We start from the raw sequence: 22,855 nt of genomic DNA on the forward strand, positions 1-22,855 counted from the left end.
GTCCGACAGCTGGGCAGAAGTGACAGTCAGGGGCGGTCAGAATTGCGAAATCCGTTGTCCGCGCCCTCTCTCGGACAGCCGCGGTCCGCCCTGCACCGTGACCCCCGCACGCCGGCATCGTCCCAGATGCCAGGCCTCGCACAGCTCCTCGCCGAGGCTGCGTCACGCCCCGACCGGCCCCGCGAGGAGGACGGTGCGCCCGGTGCCGGACGCCGTTTTCGCCGAGCACGAAATCAGCGATGCTGATTCCGCATGTCGACGTCCCGGTTGCGTCCGGGCAGTCCGGTCCGCGTCTCGCGCTGCGGGGCGACGATCGTCTCCTGGGTGCCCACGACGCGGTTGCCCTCGCCGAGGTCGAAGGCCAGCGGCGCCTCCGGCGAGATCGTGCGCTTGATCACCGCGAGGCCGATGGGCCCGAGTTCGTAGTGCAGCGCCACCGAGGTCAGTGTCCCCACGGCCCGTTCGGCGCCGCGGACCTCACCGAGCACCTCGGCGCCGGGATCGGGCTGGATGTGCCCCGAGCCGTCGAGGTGGACGAAGACGAGACGCCGGGGCGGCTGGCCGAGGTTGTGCACGCGCGCCACGGCCTCCTGACCGCGGTAGCAGCCCTTGGCCAGGTGGACGGAGGTGCGGAGCAGATCGAGCTCGCCGACGAGCGACTTGTGGTCGATCTCCGCCCGGCCCGGGCGCCAGGCCGCGACCCGCAGTGCCTCCCAGGCGTCGAAGCCGGCCATGGCGAACGCGTTCGCCGAGGTGGCTCGCAGGGCTTCGCGCTCGACGATTCCGATGACGAAGGGGGTCTCGAATCCCGGATGCTCGGACGACGCGGAGGAGTCACCGAGGTCGAGTTCGGCGTAGGAGGCCGAGCCGGCTCCGATGCGCGGCCAGGGGTCGGCCCAGACCTGAGTGGTCGGCAGGGACTCGGGCAGGGCGCGGACCGCGCCGATGCACTGGTAGTCGTCGCTGACGTCCTCGATCGTCACCCGCATCATGAAGACCATCGAGCGGAGGAAGGCGAGCGTCTCCTCGGTGCGGAAGTCGCTGATGGCCCACAGCGCCTCTCCGTCGTCGACGAGGCGCAGCCAGCCCTCGATGCGCCCGTTGGGATCGAGGACGAGAGTCTCGGTCGGGACACCGGGGGTCAGCGCGTCGAGCTTCTGCGTCGTGATCGAGTTGAGCCAGGTCAGTCTGTCGGCTCCGCTGAGGCGCAGGACGCGCAGGTGAGCGAGGTCGACGATCGCGTCCTTCTCCGCCAGCGCCCGCTGCTCCCGCAACGGTCCGCCGTAGTGGAGCGGGGTGTGCTTGAGGTCCCCGACTCCGAAGACGGCCGTGGAGCTCAGTGGGCGCGGCAGCGACGATGCCGGCATCTCAGGACAGCTTCTTCAGCCGCGCCGAGGAGTGGGAGGCGAGCTCGTGACCGAGCGCGGCCATGTCCCAGGCCCACATCAGCTCGCCGCCGACGAGTCCGTACATGCGCGTCGAGGCGGTGTACTCCTTGGCCGTGCGGGTGCGGGCGACGACGTCGGTGGCGAGGTCGATGCGCGGCCCCTTGACGTGACCGGCATAGAGCTCCATGACGCCGTGCGGGTGGACGATCTCGGCTTCGATCTCGAAGCCCTCGTCGTTCGTGCGCAGGGTCTCGACGGCCGCCGCCGAGGTGAAGCTCGGCTCCTCGGTGGGCACGAGCATCCCCGGGCCCACGTCCCCGGCGTCGCGCTGGCGCACGAGCTGCCAGATGCCGGACTCCAGGGTCAGGGTCGATTCGAGCTCGCCGGACTCGCTGAGCAGCCACGCGTGCGCGGAGTACTGGAGGTAGGGGGTGCCGGGATGGGCGACGAAGTCGATGCGCTGTCCGAACTGCTTCTCCGGAGTGTCCGCATAGCCGACCACCCCGACGCCCTCCCATGACCCGATGAGCCAGGACAGGGGAACGAGCTCGGGATGGACCGAGGCGTCGATTTCGATCATCGGACTCAGCGCTTGACCTTGAACAGGTTCGTCACGACCTTGATGCCGACGCCGAACGCGCCGAGGGCGGCGACGACGACGAGTCCGGTGAACACGGTTTCGAGAAGGTGCAGGTTTTCCATGCCGCCCAGTCTAACGGTCATGGCGACCGCATTTCATGCCGACCGAGCAGACGGGGGCGCGGGCTGCGTGAGATGAGGGTGCGGACCCGTGGGACGGGTCGGAGGGCGTCGGAGCGATCGTGCTCAGAGGGCGATGCGCTCGAGGGCGTAGACGACGACGCCGCCGAGGGCGATGGGCGCGGCGCCGAGCGCGAGCTGGACGGCGAAGCTGCGGGCCTTCTCCACGCTCTTCTTCGATTCGATGTTCTCCGCGATCTCGAGGTTGGCCGCCTGGTACTGGGCGTAGGCGATGAGGCCGAGCATCCGGTCGACCGCGGCGACGAGGAGACCCATGACGGCGCCGAGGACGAGAGCGAGCGGCCAGCCGATCGTGCTGCCGAGCACGGAGCTGATCCCGGCCACCGCGGTGGCCATCGCGATCGCCAGCGGCGAGGTGTAGATGGGCGGCCACGGCAGTGCGGTCATGCACTCCGCGGCCACGAGCGCCATGAGTCCGATGACGATCGCGTCCTTGTCACCGGGAACGGTGATCGCGGCGACCCAGGTGCTCGTCGACAGCACGATGACTCCACCGGCCACCTGCGCGGACACGTTCGCCACCGCGTCGGAGGCGCCGATGCCCCGGACGAGGTTCTGGACGAAGGCCCAGAGCAGGCCGAGCCCCGCGAGGACGGGGAGCCAGTCGAGGTAGGGCGCGGAGTGGTCGCGCCATGCGGCGAAGAGTCCGGCCAGACCGAAGAGTGCGAGCATGATCGAGGTGGCGCGCGGCTGCGGGGAGTCGGTGAGGCGCGGCCACCCGTAGGCGACGCCGAGGACGATGAGCCCGGTCGACAGAAGGAACAAGGTGTAGCCCCAGTACACCGAGGCACCGAGGGCCAGTGCCAAGGCGAGGGCGATTGCAACTCGAATCCATCTGATCACAGAACTATCGTGCCTCATCGAGCCCTGGGGACACGATTCCCGCGCCATCAGGTCCGGTCGGGCGGGGTCCGACCTCACCCGAGGTCGTGGACGGTCCGCTGACTATACTCGTCCTCAGGCCGCACGCGACCGGCCGGGCGACCCGGAGGAGGTGGAGGGGAGACATGCGCATCCTGCTCATCTGCCCGGACTCCCCCGCCGATTCCCCGCACTCGCTGCGCTCCCTCGACTACCTCGGCCACCAGATCGAGACGCTGAGCCTCGCCCAAGTGGCTTCCGCCGGGTCGTCGAGCACTGCCGCCGCCAACCGGTCCGAGCCCGCCGTCCGGGCCGAGCCGGTGACCGTCCCCGAGGCGGACGTCGTCGTCGTCGACGCCGGTGCCGACCTGTCCCTGGCACCGCGGATCGCCGCCGTCCTCGCCGCCGCCGGGATCGATCTGCCCATCGTCGTCGTCCTCGGCGAGGGCGGGCTGGCCGCCGCGTCGGCGAAGTGGAACGTCGCCGACATCATCCTCACCACCGCCGGGCCCGGCGAGGTCGAGGCGCGACTGCGCCTGGCCCGCGACCGGCGCCGGGCGGCTCTCGTCGCCTCCGCTCCGGGCGCATCGTCCGGGTCCGCGGGCTGGACGGCCACCTCGCGATCGGGGACCGCGCGGACCGGGAGCGGGGCGACCTGGGCGGGGACCGCAGGCGAAGCCTGGCCCGGAGACCCGCACGGCGGAGGCCACGATCCCGCCGTCGTCGTCATCGGGACGCTGCGGATCGACGAGACCGCGTTCACCGCCGACCTCGGCGGACGCAGCCTCGACCTCACCTACCGCGAGTTCGCCCTGCTCAAGTTCTTCGCCTCCCATCCCGAACGCGTCTTCACCCGCGACGAGATCCTCCTCAGCGTGTGGGGCGACGACTACTACGGCGGCACCCGCACGGTCGATGTGCATGTGCGCCGCCTGCGTGCCAAACTCGGCAAGGACCTGGAGAACGCCATCCACACCGTCCGCAACGTCGGCTACCGCTTCAGTCCCGACACCGTCGCCGAGGCGGACGAGGACACCCCCGCCGGGACGCCCGGGAGCACCGTCGCCGGAGTGGACGGACGCACCAGCGCCGAGGCGGACGGGAGTGCCGCCGGGGCGACCGAGGACATCGACAACGAGGAGCAGGCATGAGAATCACAGCCACCGGCGCCGTCACCGGAACCCGGATCGAGGCCCTCACCGAGGCGGAGCTCGAGTTCCTCGACCGCGCGACGGCCGTCGACGGGTCCCCGGCGATCTCCGGCGGACTGCTCGCCATCGCGACGGGGGAGGACGACTCCCACGACGCGCAGACCGCCTCGAGCGTCTGGCGCGTGCATGTCGACGAGGGCGAGCGCGAGACGCTCGTCGGATACGGAATCCGCGCGCTGCAGGGCGAGCGCCACGCCGCCGAGTTCCTCATCGCCCCCGACCACCGCCGCCGCGGACTCGGCGAAGCGCTGCTGTCGGCGATCCTCGACGAGGAGCCCGAGGCCTGGTGCTGGTCCCACGGGGACCACCCCGGAGCCCGGCGGCTCGCCGACATCCACGGGCTCAGCCGCGACCGCGTCCTCTACCAGATGCGCACCGACACCGACCTCACGCTGGACGACCTGCCCGAGACCCCGTCCCCCGCGGGAGTCACCATCCGATCGTTCGCCCCGGGCGACGAGGACGGCTGGCTGCGGGTCAACAACGCCGCCTTCGACTGGCACCCCGAGCAGGGATCGCAGACCCGCGCCGACATCGACCGCATCGTCTCGGCCGCGGACTTCGATCCGGACTCGGTGATCATCGCCGCGGCTGCCGGCGACGAGGTCATCGGCTTCCACCAGACCAAGGTCGGTGAGGAGGAGGGGTTCAGCCGCCTCGGCGAGGTCTACGTCGTCGGCGTCGATCCGAGCATCCACGCCAGGGGGGTGGGCAGGGCGCTGACGATCGAGGGGATGCGGCGGATGGTCGCGGCGGGCGCGCGGGCCGTCGAGCTCTACGTCGAGAGCGACAACGAGCTGGCGCTAGGCTTGTATCGGCGGCTGGGCTTCCATGTCGCGGTGGCGCACGTGTCGTACGCGCCGGCGTCCACGACCGACCCGGCGTCCACGACCGACCCGACGGACTCGGCCGGCCCGACGACCACGACCGGCGCGACGGACTCGGCCGACCCGGCGCCCTCGACCGCAGGCAACCAGGAGCAGATAGATGTATGACATCACAGCGGCCGGCAGGGAATTCGACCTGCCGGAACCGGCCGATCGCTTCCTCGACCGGGAGCTGAGCTGGCTGGCCTTCAACGAACGCGTCCTCGACCTCGCCTCGGATCCGGAGGTCCCGCTGCTCGAGCGGGTGCGCTTCCTCTCGATCTTCGCGACCAACCTCGACGAGTTCTTCATGGTCCGCGTCGCCGGCCTCAAACGCCGCATCAACACCGGTCTGGCCGTGCCGACGGTGACCGGGCGGATGCCGCGGCAGGTCATGCACGCGATCGGCGTCCGGGCCCACGAACTGATGACCCGGCACGCGGAGCTGCTCAAGACCGAGATCGGCCCGGCGCTCGACGCCGAGGCGATCATCAAGGTGTCCATGGACGATCTGCGCCCCGAGGAGCGCGCCCGCGTCGACGACTTCTTCGCCCGTCACGTGTTCCCCGTCCTCACCCCGCTGGCCGTCGACCCCGCCCACCCGTTCCCCTACATCTCGGGGCTCTCCCTCAACCTCGGCGTGCTCCTGAGATACCCGGAGACGGGCAAGGAGCTCTTCGCCCGGGTCAAGGTGCCCCCGCGCCTGCCCCGGTTCTTCAACATCGCGACACATTCCGACCGACCCGTCGACCGGGACGTCCCGGCCCGGTTCGTCGCGCTCGAGGACATCATCGCCGAGCATCTCGACACCCTGTTCGAGGGCATGGAGATCGTCCACCACTCGACGTTCCGGGTCACCCGCAACGAGGACCTCGAGGTCGAGGAGGACGACGCGGAGAACCTCCTCAAGGCGCTCGAGAAGGAGCTGCTGCGACGGCGCTTCGGGCCCGCCGTGCGCCTGGAGATCACCGAGAACATCCACCCCCGGGTCCGCGAGATGCTCAAGGACGAACTCGGCATCGACGAATCCGAGATCTACGAGCTGCCCATGCCGCTCGACCTCTCGGGAATGTCCGACATCGCCGATGTCCCCCGCGACGACCTCCACTTCCCGCGGATGGTCCCGCAGATGAACAAGGACCTGTCCCGGCGGGAGTCGAGCGACCAGGTCGACGTGTTCGCCGCCGTCAGCCAGCGCGACATCCTCCTCCACCACCCGTACGACTCGTTCTCCACGAGCGTCCAGGCCTTCCTCGAGCAGGCCGCGGCCGACAAGAACGTGCTCGCGATCAAGCAGACGCTCTACCGCACCTCCGGGGACTCGCCGATCATCGACGCGCTCGTCGACGCCGCGCAGGCCGGCATCCAGGTGCTCGCCGTCGTCGAGATCAAGGCCCGCTTCGACGAGGAGGCGAACATCACGTGGGCGCGCAAGCTCGAACGCGCAGGCGTGCACGTCGTCTACGGCATCGTCGGGCTCAAGACCCACGCGAAGCTCTCCCTCGTCGTCCGCCAGGAGGCCGAGGGACTGGCCCGGTACTGCCACGTCGGCTCCGGCAACTACCACCCGAAGACCGCCCGGCACTACGAGGACTTCGGGCTGCTGACCAAGGACACGGCCGTCGCCGACGACCTGACGAAGCTGTTCAACCAGCTCTCCGGTTATGCTCCGCGCGCCGAGTACTCGCGCCTCCTCGTCGCCCCGACCCGGGTCCGCGCCGGTCTCATCGAGCTCATCGACAGGGAGATCGCCATCGCCGAGGCGGGTCGCACCGCCTGCGTGCGCATCAAGGTCAACTCGATCGTCGACGAGGCGATCATCGACGCCCTCTACCGCGCCTCGCGGGCCGGGGTCTCGGTCGAGGTGTTCGTCCGCGGCATCTGCGCCCTGCGCCCGGGCATCCCGGGGCTGAGCGAGAACATCACGGTCCGGTCGGTGCTCGGCCGGTTCCTCGAGCACTCCCGCGCGTTCGTCTTCGGCAACGACGGAGACCCGACGGTCTACATCGGCTCCGCCGACATGATGCACCGCAACCTCGACCGGCGCGTCGAGGCGCTCATCGAGCTGCGCGCGGCCGACCACAAGGCCGAGATCATCGAACTCTTCGACCTCGCCTTCGACCCGGGCACCTCGGCGTTCGAACTGTCCGGTGACGGCACGTGGACCCGGCGCACCGGTGCCGGCCTCATCGACTACCAGAGCGAGCTCATCCGCCGGCATCGGAGGAGACGGATGATGGGGGAGGACGGGTGAGACCCGGCTCGGTCGACAGTGCTCAGGCCTCCTCCCGGGTCACGGCCGACATCCTCGCCGCCGGTGCGGTGTGCTGGCGCGACGGCCACGACGGCCTCGAGGTCGCGCTCATCCACCGCCCCCGCTACAACGACTGGTCGTGGCCCAAGGGCAAGGTCGAGGCCGGGGAGACGCTGCCGGAGGCCGCGATCCGCGAGGTCAAGGAGGAGACGGGACTCGACGTCCACCTCGGCGTCCCCCTGCCGACGGCCGAGTACATGGTCGGCGGCGGGAACCTCAAGAAGGTCTTCTACTGGTCGGCGCACGTGCGCAGCGATCAGCCCTTCGCACCGAAGAACACCCGTGAGGTCGACGAGGTGCGCTGGTTCCCCGTCGCCGAGGCGCGGACGAAGCTGAGCTCGTACGCCGACCGCGATCAGCTCGACGCCCTCGAGACCTTCGGCTCCACCGACGCCCTGCGCGCCTGGCCGCTCATCCTCGTGAGGCACGGCAAGGCGTTCCCGCGCGCGAAATGGCACGAGACCGAGCATGTGCGTCCGCTCCTGGCCCTTGGCACCCGGCAGGCGATGGCCCTGACCGGACTGCTCGCGGCCTGGGACATCAGGAAGCTCGTCTCCAGTCCGTGGAAGCGGTGCATGGCGACCCTCGTCCCGTTCTCCGCGGCGACGGGCAAACCGATCCGGAAGGCCGCGTGCCTGAGCGAGAAGGCGGGCGCGGCCGATCCGGAGAAGACGGCCCGCTACATCGAGAAGCTGCTCGAGAAGGGCAAGCCCACCGCCTACTGCACGCACCGTCCGGTGCTGCCGACGATCCTCGGCGTCTACGCCAAGCACGCCCCGCAGGGGATCGCCGCGAAGCTGCCGACCGAGGACCCGTACCTCAAGCCGGGCGAGATCCTCGTCGCCTACGTCCGGCCCGGCACGGTGCCCCGCATCGTCGAGATCGAGCGCTTCCGCCCGATCGACTCCTGACGTCGGGGAGGGCCGGACGCGCGGCCGCCTCGGCGAGGGACGCGAGGGCAGGGGCGGAGGTCACAGCCGCCTCGGCGGGAATCCTCTCACGCCCGCGGTCCCCTCTGTGACGGGCGACGCACCGTGTGCGGAATCGTTGCGGTGCCATTCACCTTCCATTCACTTCGTCACTCCCGGCGCTTCACGCACGATCCTTAGCGTGGGTGGCGAACGATCGAGAACTCTCGAGCTGTGTCCACTTTGAGAAAGGCATCTTCGTGAAGCTCAAGCATCTTGCTCCATCCGCGGCATTCCTGGCAGTCGGCGCACTCACCCTGTCGGCCTGCGGTGGAGCATCCGCCACCGGTGAGGACGTCTCCGGCGGCGACAGCGGACTCCAGGGCACGATCACCGGCATCGGCGCCTCCTCCCAGAAGGCCGCCATGGACGCCTGGACCGCCGACTTCTCCACCGCGAACGCCGGGGTCACCGTCAACTACTCCCCCGACGGATCCGGAGCGGGCCGGGAGCAGTTCCTCGGCGGCAATGCCCAGTTCGCCGGCTCCGACTCCCACCTCGACGACGACGAGGTGGAGGCCGCCAAGGAGGTCTGCGGACCCGAGGGCGCGTTCGAGTTCCCCGTCTACATCTCCCCTATCGCCGTGGCCTTCAACCTCGAGGGCGTCGACTCGCTCAACCTCTCCGCCGAGACGATCGCGAAGATCTTCAAGGGCGAGATCAGCAACTGGAACGACGAGGCGATCAAGGCCGACAACCCGGACGCGAACCTCCCCGACCTCCCCATCACCGCGGTCCACCGCGCCGATGACTCGGGCACGACCGAGAACTTCGCCGAGTACCTCAAGGAGGCCGCCGGTGACGTCTGGGACGCCGAGGTGGACGGGAACTTCCCCGCGAACTACGGCGGCGAAGCCGCTCAGGGAACCGACGGCGTCGTCCAGACCGTGACCGACACCGAGGGGGCCATCGGCTACGCCGACGCCTCAGCCGTGGGCTCGCTGGGCCAGGCGAAGGTCAAGGTCGGCGAGGAGTTCGTCGAGCTCTCGCCGGAAGCGGCCTCCAAGGTCGTCGACGCCTCGCCGAAGGTCGAGGGCCGTGCGGAGGGCGACCTCGCCTTCGAACTCGCCCGGGACACCACCGAGTCGGGCGCCTACCCGATCGTCCTCGTCTCCTACCACGTCGTCTGCTCGACCTACCAGGACCAGGAGACGGTCGACCTGGTCAAGGCCTGGGAGAAGTTCGTGGTCTCCGAAGAGGGCCAGCAGTCGGCTGCCGACTCCGCGGGCTCGGCCCCGCTGTCGCCGGAGCTGCGCGGCCAGATCGAGACCGTGATCGATTCCATCGCGGTCGCAGGCTGACAGGAACGCCCTGACCTGGAATCATCAACCGTTCACGAGCGGCGCAGCTGAGGACAGTTCCCACTGCGCCGCTCTTGGGCGTCCGGAATCCGTGACCGGATCGAGGACGTGAATCTCACGAGGAGTACCCGTGCCGACCAGCACACAGACCACAGCGACCGGCCCCGCCGCCGGTGCGCCCGGACCGGCCCTCGGTCCCGACGTCAAGGGGGCGAAGCCCAAGGCCGTCGTCCGGCCCGGGGATCGGATCTTCTCCGCCGCGACCCTCATCGCCGGCATCCTCATCCTGGCGATCCTCGCCGGGGTCGCCGTGTTCCTACTGGCCCAGTCGAAGGACACGATCGACGCCCAGATCACTGACCCCTCGGCGATCACCGGCGGCAACGGGTTCCTCGCCTACGTCTGGCCGCTCGTCATCGGCACCCTGATCTCCTCGGCCATCGCGCTGGTCGTGGCGACGCCCTTCGCCCTCGGCATCGCCCTGTTCACCACCCACATGGCCCCGCGCAGGCTGGCTCCCTTCCTCGGCTACGTCATCGACCTCCTCGCCGCGATCCCCTCCGTCGTCTACGGCCTGTGGGGAATCGCCCTGGCCGGCAACCTCACCGATTTCTACGTGTGGCTGGCGAAGTGGTTCGGCTGGATCCCGATCTTCGCCCCCGACGCCAGCGGCGCCGTGTCCAACACCGGCCGCACCCTGCTCACCGCCGCGCTCGTCCTGTCGATCATGATCCTGCCGATCATCACCTCGCTGACCCGCGAGATCTTCCTCCAGACCCCGAAGCTGCAGGAGGAGGCGGCGCTGGCCCTCGGTGCGACTCGCTGGGAGATGATCAGGATGTCGGTGCTGCCGTTCGGCAAGTCGGGGATCGCCTCGGCGACGATGCTCGGCCTGGGGCGCGCGCTAGGCGAGACCATGGCCGTGGCCATGATCCTCTCCCCCGGACTGCTCACCGCCTCGCTCATCGTCAGCGGCAACCAGACCATCGCCTCGGAGATCGCCCAGAACTTCCCCGAGGCGGCCGGACTGCGGCTGTCCGAACTCATCACGATCGGCCTGGTCCTCTTCGTCATCACCCTGCTGGTGAACATGGCCGCCCGCGCGATCGTCGCCAAGACCTCAGTGAAGGGAAGTTGAGCATGCTGACGACTTCGGAGTCCACCACCTCCCGCGGCCGCACCCTGACCTCGAAGCAGCTGCCCAAGGCCACCCCGTGGATCATCGCGGTCGCGTCGATCCTCGTCGCCGCCGGCATCAGCTTCCTCGGCCTGGGCCGCTTCTCCATCGCGGTCACCGCCGTCCTCGCCGGCGCCATCAACGCGGTCGCCGTGTTCGCGATCTCCGCCGCCTATGAGGGCCGGCGCAAGGCCGTCGACCGGGTCGCGACGACCGTCGTGTCCTCGACCTTCGTCCTCGCCTGCGTGCCGCTCGTCTCCCTGCTGTGGCTGACCGTGTCCAAGGGCGGGGCCGCCCTCGACCTCAATCTGCTCTCGCGCACGATGCTCGGGATGAAGGGCGTCCTCGACCAGCAGTACGTGGCCGGGGAGGCGGGCCTGGCCGGCGGCTTCTACCACGCGATCGTCGGCACCGTCCTCATCACCCTCGCCGCGTGCGTGATCTCGATCCCCATCGGCGTGCTCGCCGCGATCTACCTCGTCGAGTACGCGGGGAAGAACAAGCTCGGCAAGGCGATCACGTTCCTCGTCGACGTCATGACCGGCATCCCCTCGATCGTCGCGGGTCTGTTCGCGTTCGCGCTGTTCTCGACGATCGCCAACGTCCTCCTGCCGGGAGCCGCCGGGATCGCGAAGACCGGCTTCACGGCCGCCGTCGCGCTGTCCGTGCTGATGATCCCCATCGTCGTGCGCAACACCGAGGAGATCCTCCGCCTGGTCCCGATGGACCTGCGCGAGGCCTCCTACGCCCTCGGCGTGCCGAAGTGGAAGACGATCGTCAAGATCGTCCTCCCCACCTCCGTCTCGGGAATCCTCTCCGGCGTGACGATCGCGATCGCCCGCGTCATCGGCGAGACCGCTCCGATCATGGTCACGGCCGGGTTCGCGAAGTCGCTCAACTGGAACCTGTTCTCCGGGTGGATGTCGACGCTGCCGACCTACATCTACGACTCACAGCTGCGCCCGGTCTCCCCCGGCGACGCCGCGATCGCCAGCTCCGAACGCGCGTGGGCGGCCGCCCTCGTGCTCGTGGCCCTCGTCATGATCCTCAACCTCCTCGCCCGCCTCATCGCCAAGGTGCTCGCCCCGAAGGCCGGGCGCTGACCCGCGCGACGCGGTCCCGGCGGACCCGCGCGACGCGAACCCACTGACAGCCAGACGCTCCTACCGATTAAGGAAACACAGTGTCCAAGCAGATCGACATCAAGGATCTCAACATCTACTACGGCGACTTCCAGGCCGTCGAAGGTGTCGAGATGCAGATCAAGCCGCGGTCGGTGACCGCTTTCATCGGCCCCTCCGGCTGCGGCAAGTCCACCGTGCTGCGCACCCTCAACCGCATGCACGAGGTCATCCCCGGCGCCAGCGTCCGCGGCGAGGTCCTCATGGACGGCAATGACATCTACGGCGCCGGGGTCGACCCGGTCAACGTCCGCCGCGAGGTGGGGATGGTGTTCCAGCGGGCCAACCCGTTCCCGACGATGAGCATCAAGGAGAACGTGCTCGCCGGCGTCCGCCTCAACAACAAGCGTTTGTCGAAGACCGAGGCCGACGAGCTCACCGAGCGCGCCCTGCGCGGCGCCAACCTCTGGAACGAGGTCAAGGACCGGCTCAACCTCCCCGGCTCGGGGCTCTCCGGCGGCCAGCAGCAGCGCCTGTGCATCGCCCGCGCGATCGCCGTCGAGCCCGAGGTCCTGCTCATGGACGAACCGTGCTCGGCACTCGACCCGATCTCCACCCTGGCGATCGAGGACCTCATCAACGAGCTCAAGGACAAGTACACCGTCGTCATCGTCACCCACAACATGCAGCAGGCCGCCCGTGTCTCGGACAAGACCGCGTTCTTCAACATCGCGGGCACCGGCAAGCCGGGCAAGCTCATCGAGTTCAACGACACCTCGACGATCTTCTCCAACCCCGAGAAGGAGGAGACCGAGAACTACATCTCCGGCCGCTTCGGCTGAGCTGAAGGCGCGTCCGGTCGGTCCGGGGCCGGGTTCCGGCTCGAGGCCGGGCCGGTCCGGGGCCGGGTTCCGGCTCGAGGCCGGGGTGGGGCCGGGTTCCGGCTCGAGTCCGGGCCGGCGGGAGGGCCGCCGTAGGAATCTCCTGCGGCGGCCCTTCGTCATTCGGCTCGGTCTGCTCTCGAAAGCACTGTGCTCTTCGTCATTCGGCTCGGTCTGCTCTCGAAAGCACCGGGGGCGAACAAGGCTATTCGAAGCAAACAGGGCCACAAGCAAGTCCGGGCGGCGACCCGACCGTCGTCATGCTTCCTTGCCGAGGCGGCGCGCCCGGTACCGGTACGTCGCCCAGCCCAGTGCCAGTCCCCACAGCGGGAAGAGCAGGACCGGACCGTAGGTCGTCCAGCTGCCGGGGATCCCGATGTCGCTGAAGAGCACGTCCCTGGCCATGCCCGCACCTCCCGTGAAGATGGCGACGCTGATGAGAGTGGCCGGGATGGTGGCCAGGAGGATCGGCACCCTCCTCCCCGCCAGCGGACCCATCCAGCGAGGGAACCGTTCGCCCCACCGCTGGACCAACCCGAGGGTGAGGAGGGCCCCGACGACTCCGGCGAGCGCCAGCGACAGACCCGCGCGCCACAGCCCCACCTCGAGGCCCTTGGCATAGAACTCCGCGCTGAGCCCGAGCGGGATCCCCAGCGCCCAGAGGATGCGAGTCGAGGCGTAGAACAGCGGAACGAGCAGAGCGACCGCCACTGCGATCCTCGCATCCGGAGTGACGCGAACAGAGCCGCGGACCTCGGTGGCACTGTTCGCGCGCTGCCCCTCGGCAGTGCCCTCCCCCTCGGCAGTGCCCTCCCCCTCGGCAGTGCCGTGCACCCGTGACCTGCGGTCGAGGATCGCCCAGGCCGCGATCCACAGTCCGGCGCCGATCACGAAGACCCCCTGCCACAGCGCCTCGGCGGGGATCGGCGGGAACTGCAGGCTCAGTGAGTATCCGAGGTAGGCGAGCAGCAGGGTGTCGGTGAAGACGAGGGTCGTCACGGTGGTCAGGCCGAGGGTGAAGAGCCCGACGGCTTCCGGGCGCCGCAGCCGCGGAACGGTGAGCAGCACTGCCGAGGCGGCGCCGCTGGCCAGGGCGACGAAGCCGATGAGCCCGGCGCCGACGGCCACCGGCAGGTGGTCGAGCACCGAGGTGAACTGACCCGGCAGGTCGTTGCCGAACGGGGCCTCGACGGTGCCGGTGGCCCACAGGGCGGCCATGATCAGCATGAACACGGACCATGCCGCGGTCAGGGCCAGAACGACGGTGCCGGGAGCGCCGGCTCGCGCTGTGGATGGACGGGTGGACTGGGGTTTCTGCGTGTGCGTCGACATGCTCCCAGCATCGTGCGCGGGCGATCGGAGGACACTCCCCCACGAGGGTGAAAGCGCCTCCCTGCCGGGGGAATCCGCCATCCCGCGAGAAGCCGCCGCAAGCCTCGACAGCACCGCTGCGGTCTACCTCCCGACGAAGCCCGACTCGAACGCGACGATCACCGCCTGGGTGCGATCCCTGGCACCGAGCTTGGCGAGCACCGAGCTGACATAGGTCTTCACGGTCTCCACCCCGAGGAACATCTCCGCGGCGATCTCGCTGTTGCTCAGCCCACGGGCCATGCGGGTGAGCACCTCCTCTTCGCGCCTGCTCAGCCCGGCCGCGCCCACCCGGTCCGGTCGCCGCTGCGCCCTCGACGCCATCTCCCGCACCTTCTGCGGATAGAGGAGCGCCTCGCCGCCGGCCACGGTGTGCACCGCGCGCACGAGCTCCTCGGGCTGGGCCCGCTTGAGCACGAATCCGTCCGCCCCCGCACGGAGCGCCTCGAAGACGTAGTCGTCGCTGTCGAAGGTCGTGAGGATGAGGATCCGCGGCGGCTCCTGGAGGTCGACGAGATGCCGGGTCGCCTCCAAACCGTCGAGTCGGGGCATGCGCACATCCATGACGACGACGTCGGGCCGGGTCCGCCGCACCAGGTCGAGCGCCTCGGCGCCGTCACCGGCCTCTCCGACGACGTCGAGTCCCGGGTCCGAGTCGATGATCGCGGCCAGGCCCGCCCGCACGAGCGGCTCGTCGTCGACGAGAGCGACTCGCACGCTCATGGGCTGGTCTCCCTTGTCGCTTCCATGCCTCCGCCTCTCCGACCGCCGAGGCTCGCCGGCCTCTCGCTCGATCGTCCACCGCCGAATCGGTCCGCACTGCCGAGTGGCAGGCTCACCCGCAGCACCCAGCGCTCGCCCTCCGGTCCCCAGCGGACCGTCCCACCGCGGACCTCGACCCTCTCCCGGATTCCGCGCAGGCCGCTGACCCGCGGGTTCGCCGCACCCGGCCGGCAGTCATTGGCGGATTCGAGCACCACGGAGGCCTCCACGACGTCGAGCGCGATCGTCATTCCCGGCGCCGAGGCGTGACGCAGCGAATTGGTCATCGCCTCGCGCACGATGGGGTGGAGATCGGCGATGACCTCGGGCGGCAGAGACGAGACTCCCTCCCCGACGGTGAGGTCGACGGGGTGGCCGACCGACCGGGCTTCGGCGGCCAGCCCGCGGATGTCGTCGAGAGTCCGGCGAGACGTCGCCCACCCGGTCTCTCCCGCCGTCGCGGTGCGGTCGGCCTCCGCCCGGAGGAGCGCGAGGACATGGTCGAGTTCGGCCACCGCCTCCCGGCCGGTGCGGGCGATCTCGTCGACGGCCGCCTCGGCGGTGCCGGGATCCGTGCGCAGGAGCCGCTTGGCGACGGCGGCCTGCATCGTCGTCACGGTCAGGGCATGGCCGATCGAGTCGTGGACCTCGCGGGCCAGGGTGCTGCGGCGGAACGCCTCGACGCGCTCCTGCCTCTCCAGCTCCGATCGGTCCGCGCTCGAGGGGCCGAGGAGGACGAGCGCGTAATGCGGGAGCAGATAGCACGTGATGACGATGAACACGGTGCACGCGCCGAGGGCGACGAGGGAGGCCACGATCGCGAGTCCGGGCGTGAGGTAGTCCGGCGCCGGCTCGCCGCTGGCGATCTCACGGTAGAGCACGGCTCCCTGTGCGGGGTCGAGGAGGAGGACGAGTGCCGAGGGGAGGACGAAGAAGAGCGTCACGAGGAGCACCCCGCCCGCGAAGGCATGACCGAAGTAGAACGCGGCACCGCGGGCACGATCGCCCGGGGCGGGCCGCCTCGGCGAGGTGGGGATGACGATGTCTAGCAGCTGCGCGGCGAGCGTGCGTTCGAGGGCACGCGTGACCTCGAGGACCGCGGGGATGCAGAGGAGGGCGAGGACGAGCACTCCTGTGCCGAGGACCAGGAGCGGCCCGCTGACCTCCCCACGGCCGCCGGACACGGCGAGGATCCAGAGGACGACCAGGGCGTACGGCACGGCGACGACGCCGCCGATCAGCAGGACCAGCAGCCTGCGCCAGATGATTCCCAGCCTCCTCACCATCTCAGGGTATGTCGAGGACGACTCTTGTGCACCCCCTGTCAGCGATATATCGTTGTATATCGTCAGAAGTATCGTATTCGAGCGCAGGAGGCTGCGATGAACGACTTCATGAATGGCGGATTCCCCGGTCCGGGCGACTCCGGTCACTGGCCGGGCGGTCCCGGGCGGCGGCGGGGAGAGGGCCGGCCGGGCGATTTCGGGCACGGAAGCGGGATCTGGGAGGCGATGGAGCAGTTCCGGTCGTCGTTCGGCCCGCGCCCGGGCCCGCGGATGAACAGGGGGGATGTGCGGGCGGGAATCCTCGCCCTGCTCGCCGAGGCGCCGATGCACGGCTACCAGATCATCCAGGAGATCGAGGAGCGCAGCGGCGGCGCGTGGAAGCCGAGCCCCGGGTCGGTCTATCCCACTCTGCAGCTGCTCACCGATGAGGGACTCGTGACCGCCGAGACCTCGAACGGCCGCAAGACCTACTCACTCACCGAGGCGGGACGTGAGGCCGTCGACGCCGAGGGCGACCGGCGGGCGCCGTGGGAGTCGATGGGTCGTGAGCACGCGCGCGCCTCGGACCTCGCGAAGGCGGGGATCGAGCTGGCCCAGGCGGCCGCGCAGGTGGGGCGCAGCGGCGGCCCTGAGCAGGTCAAGCAGGCCGTCGACGTCCTCCACGATGCCCGCCGCAGGCTCTATTCGATCCTCGCGCAGGACTGATCAGGTGGCCGCATCCGGAGGCAGCGGCATCGGCACGAGCGGATCCGGTGAGCAGGGCGGCGTCACGCCCCGCTCCCCCGGTGAGCGGGGCACCCGTGCGAGCGGATCCGCGGGGCGCCGCTACCGCGTGATCCTCCGCTTCGCCCTCCGCCACCTCGTGCAGACGTGGTGGTTCGAGCTGTTCCTGCCGCGCATCGGCCTCGCCGGGCTCTCCGCGCGCCGCCGCCCCGTCCGGCTGCGTCGGACAGCCGAGCGCTTCCACGATCTCGCTGTGCGCCTCGGCGGCCTGATGATCAAGGTGGGGCAGTTCCTGTCCTCGCGCCTCGACGTCCTCCCGCCGGAGATCACCCGCGAGCTCGAGGGACTGCAGGACGAGGTCCCGCCTGTTCCCTTCGACGAAGTCCGCGCCCTCGCCGAGGCGGAGCTCGGGATGCCGTTGGACGCGGCGTTCTCGTCGTTCGCGTCCGCACCGTTGGCCTCGGCCTCCCTCGGCCAGGCCCACCGCGCACGCCTGCGCGATGAGGACGCCGCCGTCATGGGCGTCCGGGAGGTCGTCGTCAAGGTGCAGAGGCCCGGGATCGGCGGGATCGTCGACGTCGACCTCGCCGCGCTGCGGCGGATCGCCGGGTGGCTGAGCCGGATCCGCATCGTCTCCCGCAGGGTGGACATGCCGGCGCTCGTCGAGGAGTTCGCCGCGATCTGCCGCGCCGAGATCGACTACCTGCACGAGGCGGCGAATGCCGAGCGGTTCGCCGCCACGGTCGGGGAGGGTGACCGTGGCGGCGCCTCGGTGCGAGTGCCCGACGTCGTCTGGGAGCGGACGACGCGACGGGTGCTCACCCTCACCGACGTCTCTGCCGTCAAGATCACCGACACCGACGCGCTGCGGGCGGCCGGCATCGATCCCGCGGAGGTCGCCTCCCGGTTCGCCGCCGTGATGTTCGCCCAGCTGTTCGGCGACGGGTTCTTCCACGCCGACCCGCATCCGGGGAATCTCTTCGTCACGCCGTGCGCTCAGGGCGGTACCGGGAATGCGGACGATCTCGGATCGTCGGCCGACGGTGCGACCCCGGCCGGCGCCGGCTCCGCGACGGATGCCGGCTGGCAGCTGACGTTCGTCGACTTCGGCATGATGGGTGAGATCTCCGATTCGCTGCGGAGCGGGCTGCGGGAGCTCGTCATCGCCGTCGCCGCGCGCGACAGCGCACGGCTCATCGACTCCATCCGCGGGATCGGGATGATCCTGCCCTCGGCCGACACCGGCGAGCTCGAGCGGGCGATGACGCAGCTGTTCGCCCGCTTCGGCGGGATGAGCATCGCCGACCTGCGCCGGGTCGACGAGAGGGAGCTGCGCGATTTCGCGGCCGAGTTCGCCGAGGTCGTCCGGGAGATGCCGTTCCAGCTGCCCGAGGACCTGCTCCTCGTCTTCCGTGCGATGTCGCTGACCTCGGGACTGTGCAGCTCGCTCGATCCCGAGTTCAACATCTGGGAGTCCGTGGAGCCGTTCGCGGCCCGGCTCCTGCGCGAGGAGCGAGGCAGCCTCGGGCAGACCGTCGCCCGGGAGACCCTGACGTTCGCCGGTGGCGTCGCACGGCTGCCGCGACGCCTCCACGACCTCGCCGATCGGCTCGAGGACGGCAGGCTCCCGGCAGGAATCGGACGACTCGACCGTCGGGTCGCGCGACTCGAGCAGGCGGCGAGACGGGTCGTCTGGGCCATCGTCTTCGCCGGTCTCCTCATCGCCGGGGCCCTGCTCCACGACGACGAGGCGGTCGTCGGCACGCTGCTCATGGTCGCCTCGGCGCTGCCCCTGGGGATCGCGGTCCTCACCCGACCCCACCGCTGACCGGCCCGGTGCGGGGTGCCGGAGTGTGGACGCCCACAACCGCGACCCAGAAATGTGTAGGTGCGGCACTTCTGCGTCGCGCCCACACTTCCGGGTAGCGACGCCGGGTAGCGACGCCGGGCAGCGACTCTCGGCGGTCACGCACGGTCGCGGTTTCGCCGAGGCGGCCGATCGTCAGCCGGTGAGGACCCTGACCCCCAGGCCGAGGATCACCGCGAGCAGCGCCGCCGCGGGAATCGTCAGCAGCCACACCCCGACGACGGGAATGACGAAGCGGGCCCGCACATGCCCGGTGCGACCGGCGAACTGGGTCCCGAGGATCGCCGAGCCGAGCACGAACGTCAGGGACACCGGCACCCGCATGACGACGGCCGCGGTGTACATGAGCACGGTCGCGGTCGCATCGGCGGCGGCGAACTTCACCGGATCCATCCGCGCCGTGCGCACCGACAGGGTGCGCACGACCCGCCACCCGCTCAGGCCCGTGCCGACGGCGAGCGCGACGGCGATGAGGATGCGCACCGGCCAGCAGATGCCGAGCACGGACAGCTCGGTGTGGGGGCTGGCCTCGATCGCCAGCAGCGCCACCATGACGAGGGCCGCGGTCTTCTGCGCGTCCTGGACCCCGTGGACCAGCGACAGCGAGGCGGTGAGCACCGAGTCGACCATCCGGGCGCCGCGGAAGAGCGGCTTGGGTGGGGTCGATGCGGCCAGTCGTGAGATGAGCAGGGTCAGCGCCCAGGACAGGAGGAACCCGAGGATCGGCGAGAGGACGAGCGGCAGGAGCACCGAGTCGAACGCCTCATCGAGATCGATGGTGAAGCCGAGCACGACGCCGGCCCCGAGGAGACCGCCGATGAGGCAGTGGGTCGAGGAGACCGGCAGTGCGAGCCAATAGGTGAAGAGGCTCCAGACCGTCGCCGAGGCGAACGCGAGGATGATCGAGGTGAGGATGACGTCGGTCGACCCGTCGAAGCGCACGATCTGGTTGGCCACGACGAAGGCGATCCCCTCGCCGAGGAGGGCACCGATGAAGTTGAAGATCACCGCCAGCGACAGTGCCCAGCGAGGGCTGAGCGCACGTCCGACGACGGCGTTGCCGATGGTCAGCGCCGCATCATGGAAACCGTTCGACCCTGCGAAGAGCACCGCCGCGACGATGACTCCCGCCAGGAGCAGCTCCACTGACTACGATTCCTTGATCGCGATGGAGGCGACGACCTTGCCGAGCTCGGTGAAGCCCTGGGAGGCGCGGACGAAGGACTGACCCAGCTGGGACACCGCGGCCATGTAGGTCAGTCCCCGCTTCGAGTTGGGAACCGCGTCCGCCATCCGCCACTGCAGGGTCTCGACCTGGTAGGTGAGCCGATTGATCGCGTCGACGTAGTCCCACTGGTCGAGCCTGCCCGGCAGCCGGGTGATCATCCGGCTCGTGTGATCCGTCTGGTTGGAGAGCACCGCCAGCGTCTCGAGGACTCCGGAGGGCAGTTCGTCGAAGGCCTCGGAGGCGAGCACGAAGCCGACGCCGTGCAGGCGGTGGCAGATGTCGCGCATGTGATGACCGAGCAGATACAGGTCACCGCGGTCGAAGGGGGTGATGTAGTTCTCGCGCAGCGCCCGGAGAACGGCGCCCATGTCGTCGTCGGCGCTTCCGCTGATCTCGTGCAGCCGGGAGGCGACCTCGCGGCGCTCGGAGACCTCGATGCCGGAGAGTTCGGCGAGGACGAGGTTGCACTGCCTCATCTGACCGACGAGGTCCGACATGCGCTGATAGAAGACGGAATCCTGCGGTACCCGCTTGAGCCGCATGCCTTCCTCCTGCCCGGGGCCCGGGCAAGCCGGACTGATCATGCCTGAAGTTATGAGCCGAACGCTGAACCGAGAGCGCCTCTCGGCGATAGGCCGCTCGAAGCGGCTGAGGTTGGAGCCCGGGGCTTCAGCGATCCAGCGTCCGGTGGCCCGAAGGCCACCTCCCACGATACCCGTTCACGCTCATGAGTAAACCGCCGAGGCGGAATCGGCCGATTGAGATGCCTCACAGCGCCCGACGTCGTTCAGTCGAGGCCGCCTCGGCGGTGGGAGACGGCCGCGTCCCTGAGGTCGCGGGAGAGCTGCTCCAGTCGCACGCGGACGTCCTCGTCCTCGGCACCTCCCGCGCAGAGGCGGACGAACGCCGCCGCGCGCAGGAGCGCGATGACGACATCGCCGTGGAACGCTCCGGCGAGGATCTCATCGATGGCGCGGGCCACCTCGGCGGGGCCGGCGGGAAGCTCGACGCCGGCGAGGATCTCGTCCATCCCGATGCCCTCGCTGAGCCGGCGCTGACCGGTGGCGAACAGGTCGCTGAGCTCGCGGGGCTGGGTGCGAATCCACTCCCGCAGGGCATAGAGTCGCCACAGCGCGCCGGGGGCCGAGACCGCGGGCGCGCTCGACCACATCTCCGCGATGACCTCGAGGCCGATGTCCTCGGCGAGTTCGACGAACCGTCGGGTGGCGGCCTCATCGCGGTGCCCGTGCGCATCCCCGAGCAGGAGCGCGGCGGTGGCATGGGAGGTCTCGGAACGGGTGACCGGGTCGGTCGAATCGCTCAGCGATTCGAGATCGGCCAGGGGGATCGGACGGTGGAATGGTCGCTGTGTCATCGTCGCTCAATTCTAGTCTCCCATGCGCCCGAGGCTGTCGCCATTCGATCAGGGAACACTGGCCCACCTCACAGTGGCCGCAACTAGACTGACAATCGAATGCGCAGGCGGGAACCACCGTTTCCGACTGCGTCCAGCGGGTTCGCACAGTTCGGACAAGGAAGGGACTCTCGTGGCCAAATCGTATGTGGTGAGAAAAGGGCTGGACCGGGCGGCGAAGATGGCGGTCAACGAGGACGGCACGCTCAATCCCCGTGCTCAGTCGATGCTGTCGAAGCTGCTCTCCGTGCAGCGGCCCGTCGCCCTGGCCTACGTGCGCAGCCTGCGCCGCAAGCACCCCGAGGCGACGCCCGAAGAGCTCATCGCGATCATCCGCCGCCATTACCTCACCCTGACGACCTCGGGTGGGGCCGCCGTCGGTGCCACTGCCGCGATTCCGGGACTGGGCACGACAGCGGCCCTCGGCGTCGCGGCCGCGGAGACCGCCGGGTTCCTCGAGGGCACGGCGCTGTTCGCGCAGGCCGTGTCCGAGATCCACGGACTGCCGGTCAAGGATGCGAATCGGGCGAATGTGCTGGTCCTCGGCCTCATGCTCGGTGAGGACGGCAAGAACCTCGTCCAGAAGTTCGGCAAGGAGTCCTCCGGTCCCGAAGCGCTCCTGGGCAACTGGGGCTCGGTAGTGACGAAGCAGCTGCCCGGCCCGTTCGTCGACCTTCTCTTCCGCAAGCTGCGCAAGACGTTCATCCGCAAGTTCGCCGCCCGTGCCGGCGGTTCGCTCGCAGGGCGTCTGCTCCCCTTCGGCATCGGCGCGGTCATCGGCGGGGTTGTCAACTCCAAGATGGCACGCAAGGTCGCCACCGAGGCAGACGACGCCTTCGGCCCCGCACCGAGGGTGTTCCCCCTGGAGACCGACCCGGAGTACGTGGCTCCCACGAAGGATCGCACAGTCCTGTCGACCCTGAAGAACGTGGCCGAGCTGCGGAGGAAGGTCAGGAAGAGCAAGCCGATCGAGAGCGACGTCGTCGAGGAGGCCGTCGCCATCGAAGGTCCCGGCGAGCGGGTCGCGGAAGGGACGGAGAAGTAGGCCTTCCCGTTTGGGAAAACCTTTCGCCTCCCTCTAGTATTGGTGAGTCTCCGACTGTGTGCGCGACCCTGTGCGCGCTCATGCCGGGGCGGGGCCTCTAGCTCAGTTGGTAGAGCAGCGGACTTTTAATCCGCGGGTCGTGGGTTCGATCCCCACGGGGCCCACCAGATTTGACCAGGCAAACTGACCGCAATTCCGAAGTTCACCGCTTCGAGGCTGCATCGTTCTTGACGGATTTTGAACTGCCACCGCGTACCGCGCGTTATCTCGGGACAGCTCGTCCTTCCAGTA

General features: G+C 69.6%; 20 protein-coding genes and 1 tRNA gene. 12 read left to right on the top strand and 9 right to left on the bottom strand.

Annotated elements, in window-relative coordinates; genetic code table 11:
• Nucleotides 1–233 precede the first annotated feature (233 nt).
• From ygfZ to DFO65_RS07585, 3 genes are all read right to left on the bottom strand, one after another.
• Entirely contained in the window at nt 234–1,367 is a 1,134-nt protein-coding gene (gene ygfZ / locus DFO65_RS07575) for a CAF17-like 4Fe-4S cluster assembly/insertion protein YgfZ (RefSeq protein ID WP_113903809.1), read from the bottom strand.
• 1 nt (nt 1,368) lies between these two features.
• Complete coding sequence (locus DFO65_RS07580; RefSeq protein WP_113903810.1) at nt 1,369–1,968, bottom strand: heme-binding beta-barrel domain-containing protein; 600 nt, start codon at nt 1,966–1,968, stop codon at nt 1,369–1,371.
• Nucleotides 1,969–2,213: 245 nt separating this feature from the next.
• The gene (locus tag DFO65_RS07585) at nt 2,214–3,011 is read right to left on the bottom strand and encodes an ammonia permease (protein ID WP_245940533.1); all 798 of its coding nucleotides are present in this window, start codon (nt 3,009–3,011) and stop codon (nt 2,214–2,216) included.
• A 164-nt stretch (nt 3,012–3,175) separates the two neighbouring features.
• Here DFO65_RS07585 and DFO65_RS17385 point away from each other — a divergent pair, with 164 nt between their 5' ends.
• From DFO65_RS17385 to pstB, 8 genes are all read left to right on the top strand, one after another.
• On the top strand, nt 3,176–4,180 hold the full coding sequence (locus DFO65_RS17385) for a winged helix-turn-helix domain-containing protein (protein WP_113903811.1): 1,005 nt from the start codon (nt 3,176–3,178) through the stop codon (nt 4,178–4,180).
• A complete protein-coding gene (gene mshD, locus DFO65_RS07595; protein WP_113903812.1) occupies nt 4,177–5,235 on the top strand; it encodes a mycothiol synthase in 1,059 nt (352 codons plus the stop codon). Before DFO65_RS17385 ends, mshD begins: the two co-directional genes overlap by 4 nt.
• Nucleotides 5,228–7,360: an RNA degradosome polyphosphate kinase gene (locus tag DFO65_RS07600; protein ID WP_113903813.1), complete on the top strand. Its 2,133-nt coding sequence runs from the start codon at nt 5,228–5,230 to the stop codon at nt 7,358–7,360. Before mshD ends, DFO65_RS07600 begins: the two co-directional genes overlap by 8 nt.
• Entirely contained in the window at nt 7,357–8,331 is a 975-nt protein-coding gene (locus DFO65_RS07605) for an NUDIX hydrolase (protein ID WP_113903814.1), read from the top strand. The genes DFO65_RS07600 and DFO65_RS07605 overlap by 4 nt, the downstream gene beginning before the upstream one ends.
• Nucleotides 8,332–8,588: 257 nt before the next feature.
• A complete protein-coding gene (gene pstS / locus DFO65_RS07610; RefSeq protein ID WP_113903922.1) occupies nt 8,589–9,689 on the top strand; it encodes a phosphate ABC transporter substrate-binding protein PstS in 1,101 nt (366 codons plus the stop codon).
• Between the two features lie 247 nt (nt 9,690–9,936).
• Nucleotides 9,937–10,827, top strand: coding sequence for a phosphate ABC transporter permease subunit PstC (gene pstC / locus DFO65_RS07615; RefSeq protein ID WP_245940548.1), 891 nt, complete (start codon nt 9,937–9,939; stop codon nt 10,825–10,827).
• A gap of 2 nt (nt 10,828–10,829) precedes the next feature.
• Nucleotides 10,830–11,969 carry a phosphate ABC transporter permease PstA gene (gene pstA, locus DFO65_RS07620; protein ID WP_113903816.1) on the top strand — a complete coding sequence of 380 codons (1,140 nt, stop codon included), beginning with the start codon at nt 10,830–10,832 and terminating at the stop codon, nt 11,967–11,969.
• A gap of 80 nt (nt 11,970–12,049) precedes the next feature.
• On the top strand, nt 12,050–12,829 hold the full coding sequence (pstB, locus tag DFO65_RS07625; RefSeq protein WP_113903817.1) for a phosphate ABC transporter ATP-binding protein PstB: 780 nt from the start codon (nt 12,050–12,052) through the stop codon (nt 12,827–12,829).
• 297 nt (nt 12,830–13,126) lie between these two features.
• On the opposite strand, the gene DFO65_RS07630 is transcribed toward pstB, so the two are convergent.
• From DFO65_RS07630 to DFO65_RS07640, 3 genes are all read right to left on the bottom strand, one after another.
• Nucleotides 13,127–14,200, bottom strand: a complete 1,074-nt coding sequence (locus tag DFO65_RS07630) for a hypothetical protein (protein WP_113903818.1) — start codon at nt 14,198–14,200, stop codon at nt 13,127–13,129.
• A 123-nt stretch (nt 14,201–14,323) separates the two neighbouring features.
• Nucleotides 14,324–14,962 (bottom strand): response regulator, encoded by a 639-nt coding sequence (locus tag DFO65_RS07635; RefSeq protein WP_113903819.1) that lies wholly within the window; start codon nt 14,960–14,962, stop codon nt 14,324–14,326.
• Nucleotides 14,959–16,284 carry a sensor histidine kinase gene (locus tag DFO65_RS07640; RefSeq protein ID WP_147233306.1) on the bottom strand — a complete coding sequence of 442 codons (1,326 nt, stop codon included), beginning with the start codon at nt 16,282–16,284 and terminating at the stop codon, nt 14,959–14,961. The genes DFO65_RS07635 and DFO65_RS07640 overlap by 4 nt, the downstream gene beginning before the upstream one ends.
• A 99-nt stretch (nt 16,285–16,383) precedes the next feature.
• On the opposite strand from DFO65_RS07640, the gene DFO65_RS07645 reads away from it, so the two are divergent.
• Nucleotides 16,384–16,992 carry a PadR family transcriptional regulator gene (locus DFO65_RS07645; protein ID WP_428844219.1) on the top strand — a complete coding sequence of 203 codons (609 nt, stop codon included), beginning with the start codon at nt 16,384–16,386 and terminating at the stop codon, nt 16,990–16,992.
• Between the two features lie 127 nt (nt 16,993–17,119).
• Nucleotides 17,120–18,838 carry an ABC1 kinase family protein gene (locus DFO65_RS07650; protein WP_245940550.1) on the top strand — a complete coding sequence of 573 codons (1,719 nt, stop codon included), beginning with the start codon at nt 17,120–17,122 and terminating at the stop codon, nt 18,836–18,838.
• 174 nt (nt 18,839–19,012) lie between these two features.
• Here DFO65_RS07650 and DFO65_RS07655 read toward each other — a convergent pair whose 3' ends face one another.
• The 3 genes from DFO65_RS07655 to DFO65_RS07665 form a co-directional block, all read right to left on the bottom strand.
• Entirely contained in the window at nt 19,013–20,023 is a 1,011-nt protein-coding gene (locus DFO65_RS07655) for an inorganic phosphate transporter (protein ID WP_113903822.1), read from the bottom strand.
• 3 nt (nt 20,024–20,026) lie between these two features.
• Nucleotides 20,027–20,647 (bottom strand): DUF47 domain-containing protein, encoded by a 621-nt coding sequence (locus tag DFO65_RS07660; protein ID WP_113903823.1) that lies wholly within the window; start codon nt 20,645–20,647, stop codon nt 20,027–20,029.
• A 245-nt stretch (nt 20,648–20,892) separates the two neighbouring features.
• Entirely contained in the window at nt 20,893–21,480 is a 588-nt protein-coding gene (locus tag DFO65_RS07665; RefSeq protein WP_245940534.1) for a hypothetical protein, read from the bottom strand.
• Between the two features lie 172 nt (nt 21,481–21,652).
• Between DFO65_RS07665 and DFO65_RS07670 the strand changes: the two genes are divergently transcribed.
• Both DFO65_RS07670 and DFO65_RS07675 read left to right on the top strand, forming a co-directional pair.
• Nucleotides 21,653–22,564, top strand: coding sequence for a hypothetical protein (locus tag DFO65_RS07670; protein ID WP_245940535.1), 912 nt, complete (start codon nt 21,653–21,655; stop codon nt 22,562–22,564).
• A gap of 91 nt (nt 22,565–22,655) precedes the next feature.
• Nucleotides 22,656–22,731 (top strand) — tRNA-Lys (locus DFO65_RS07675).
• Nucleotides 22,732–22,855: the final 124 nt, after the last annotated feature.

It is taken from the genome of Brevibacterium sanguinis (assembly GCF_003315415.1).
In the GTDB taxonomy this organism is placed as follows: domain Bacteria; phylum Actinomycetota; class Actinomycetes; order Actinomycetales; family Brevibacteriaceae; genus Brevibacterium; species Brevibacterium celere_A.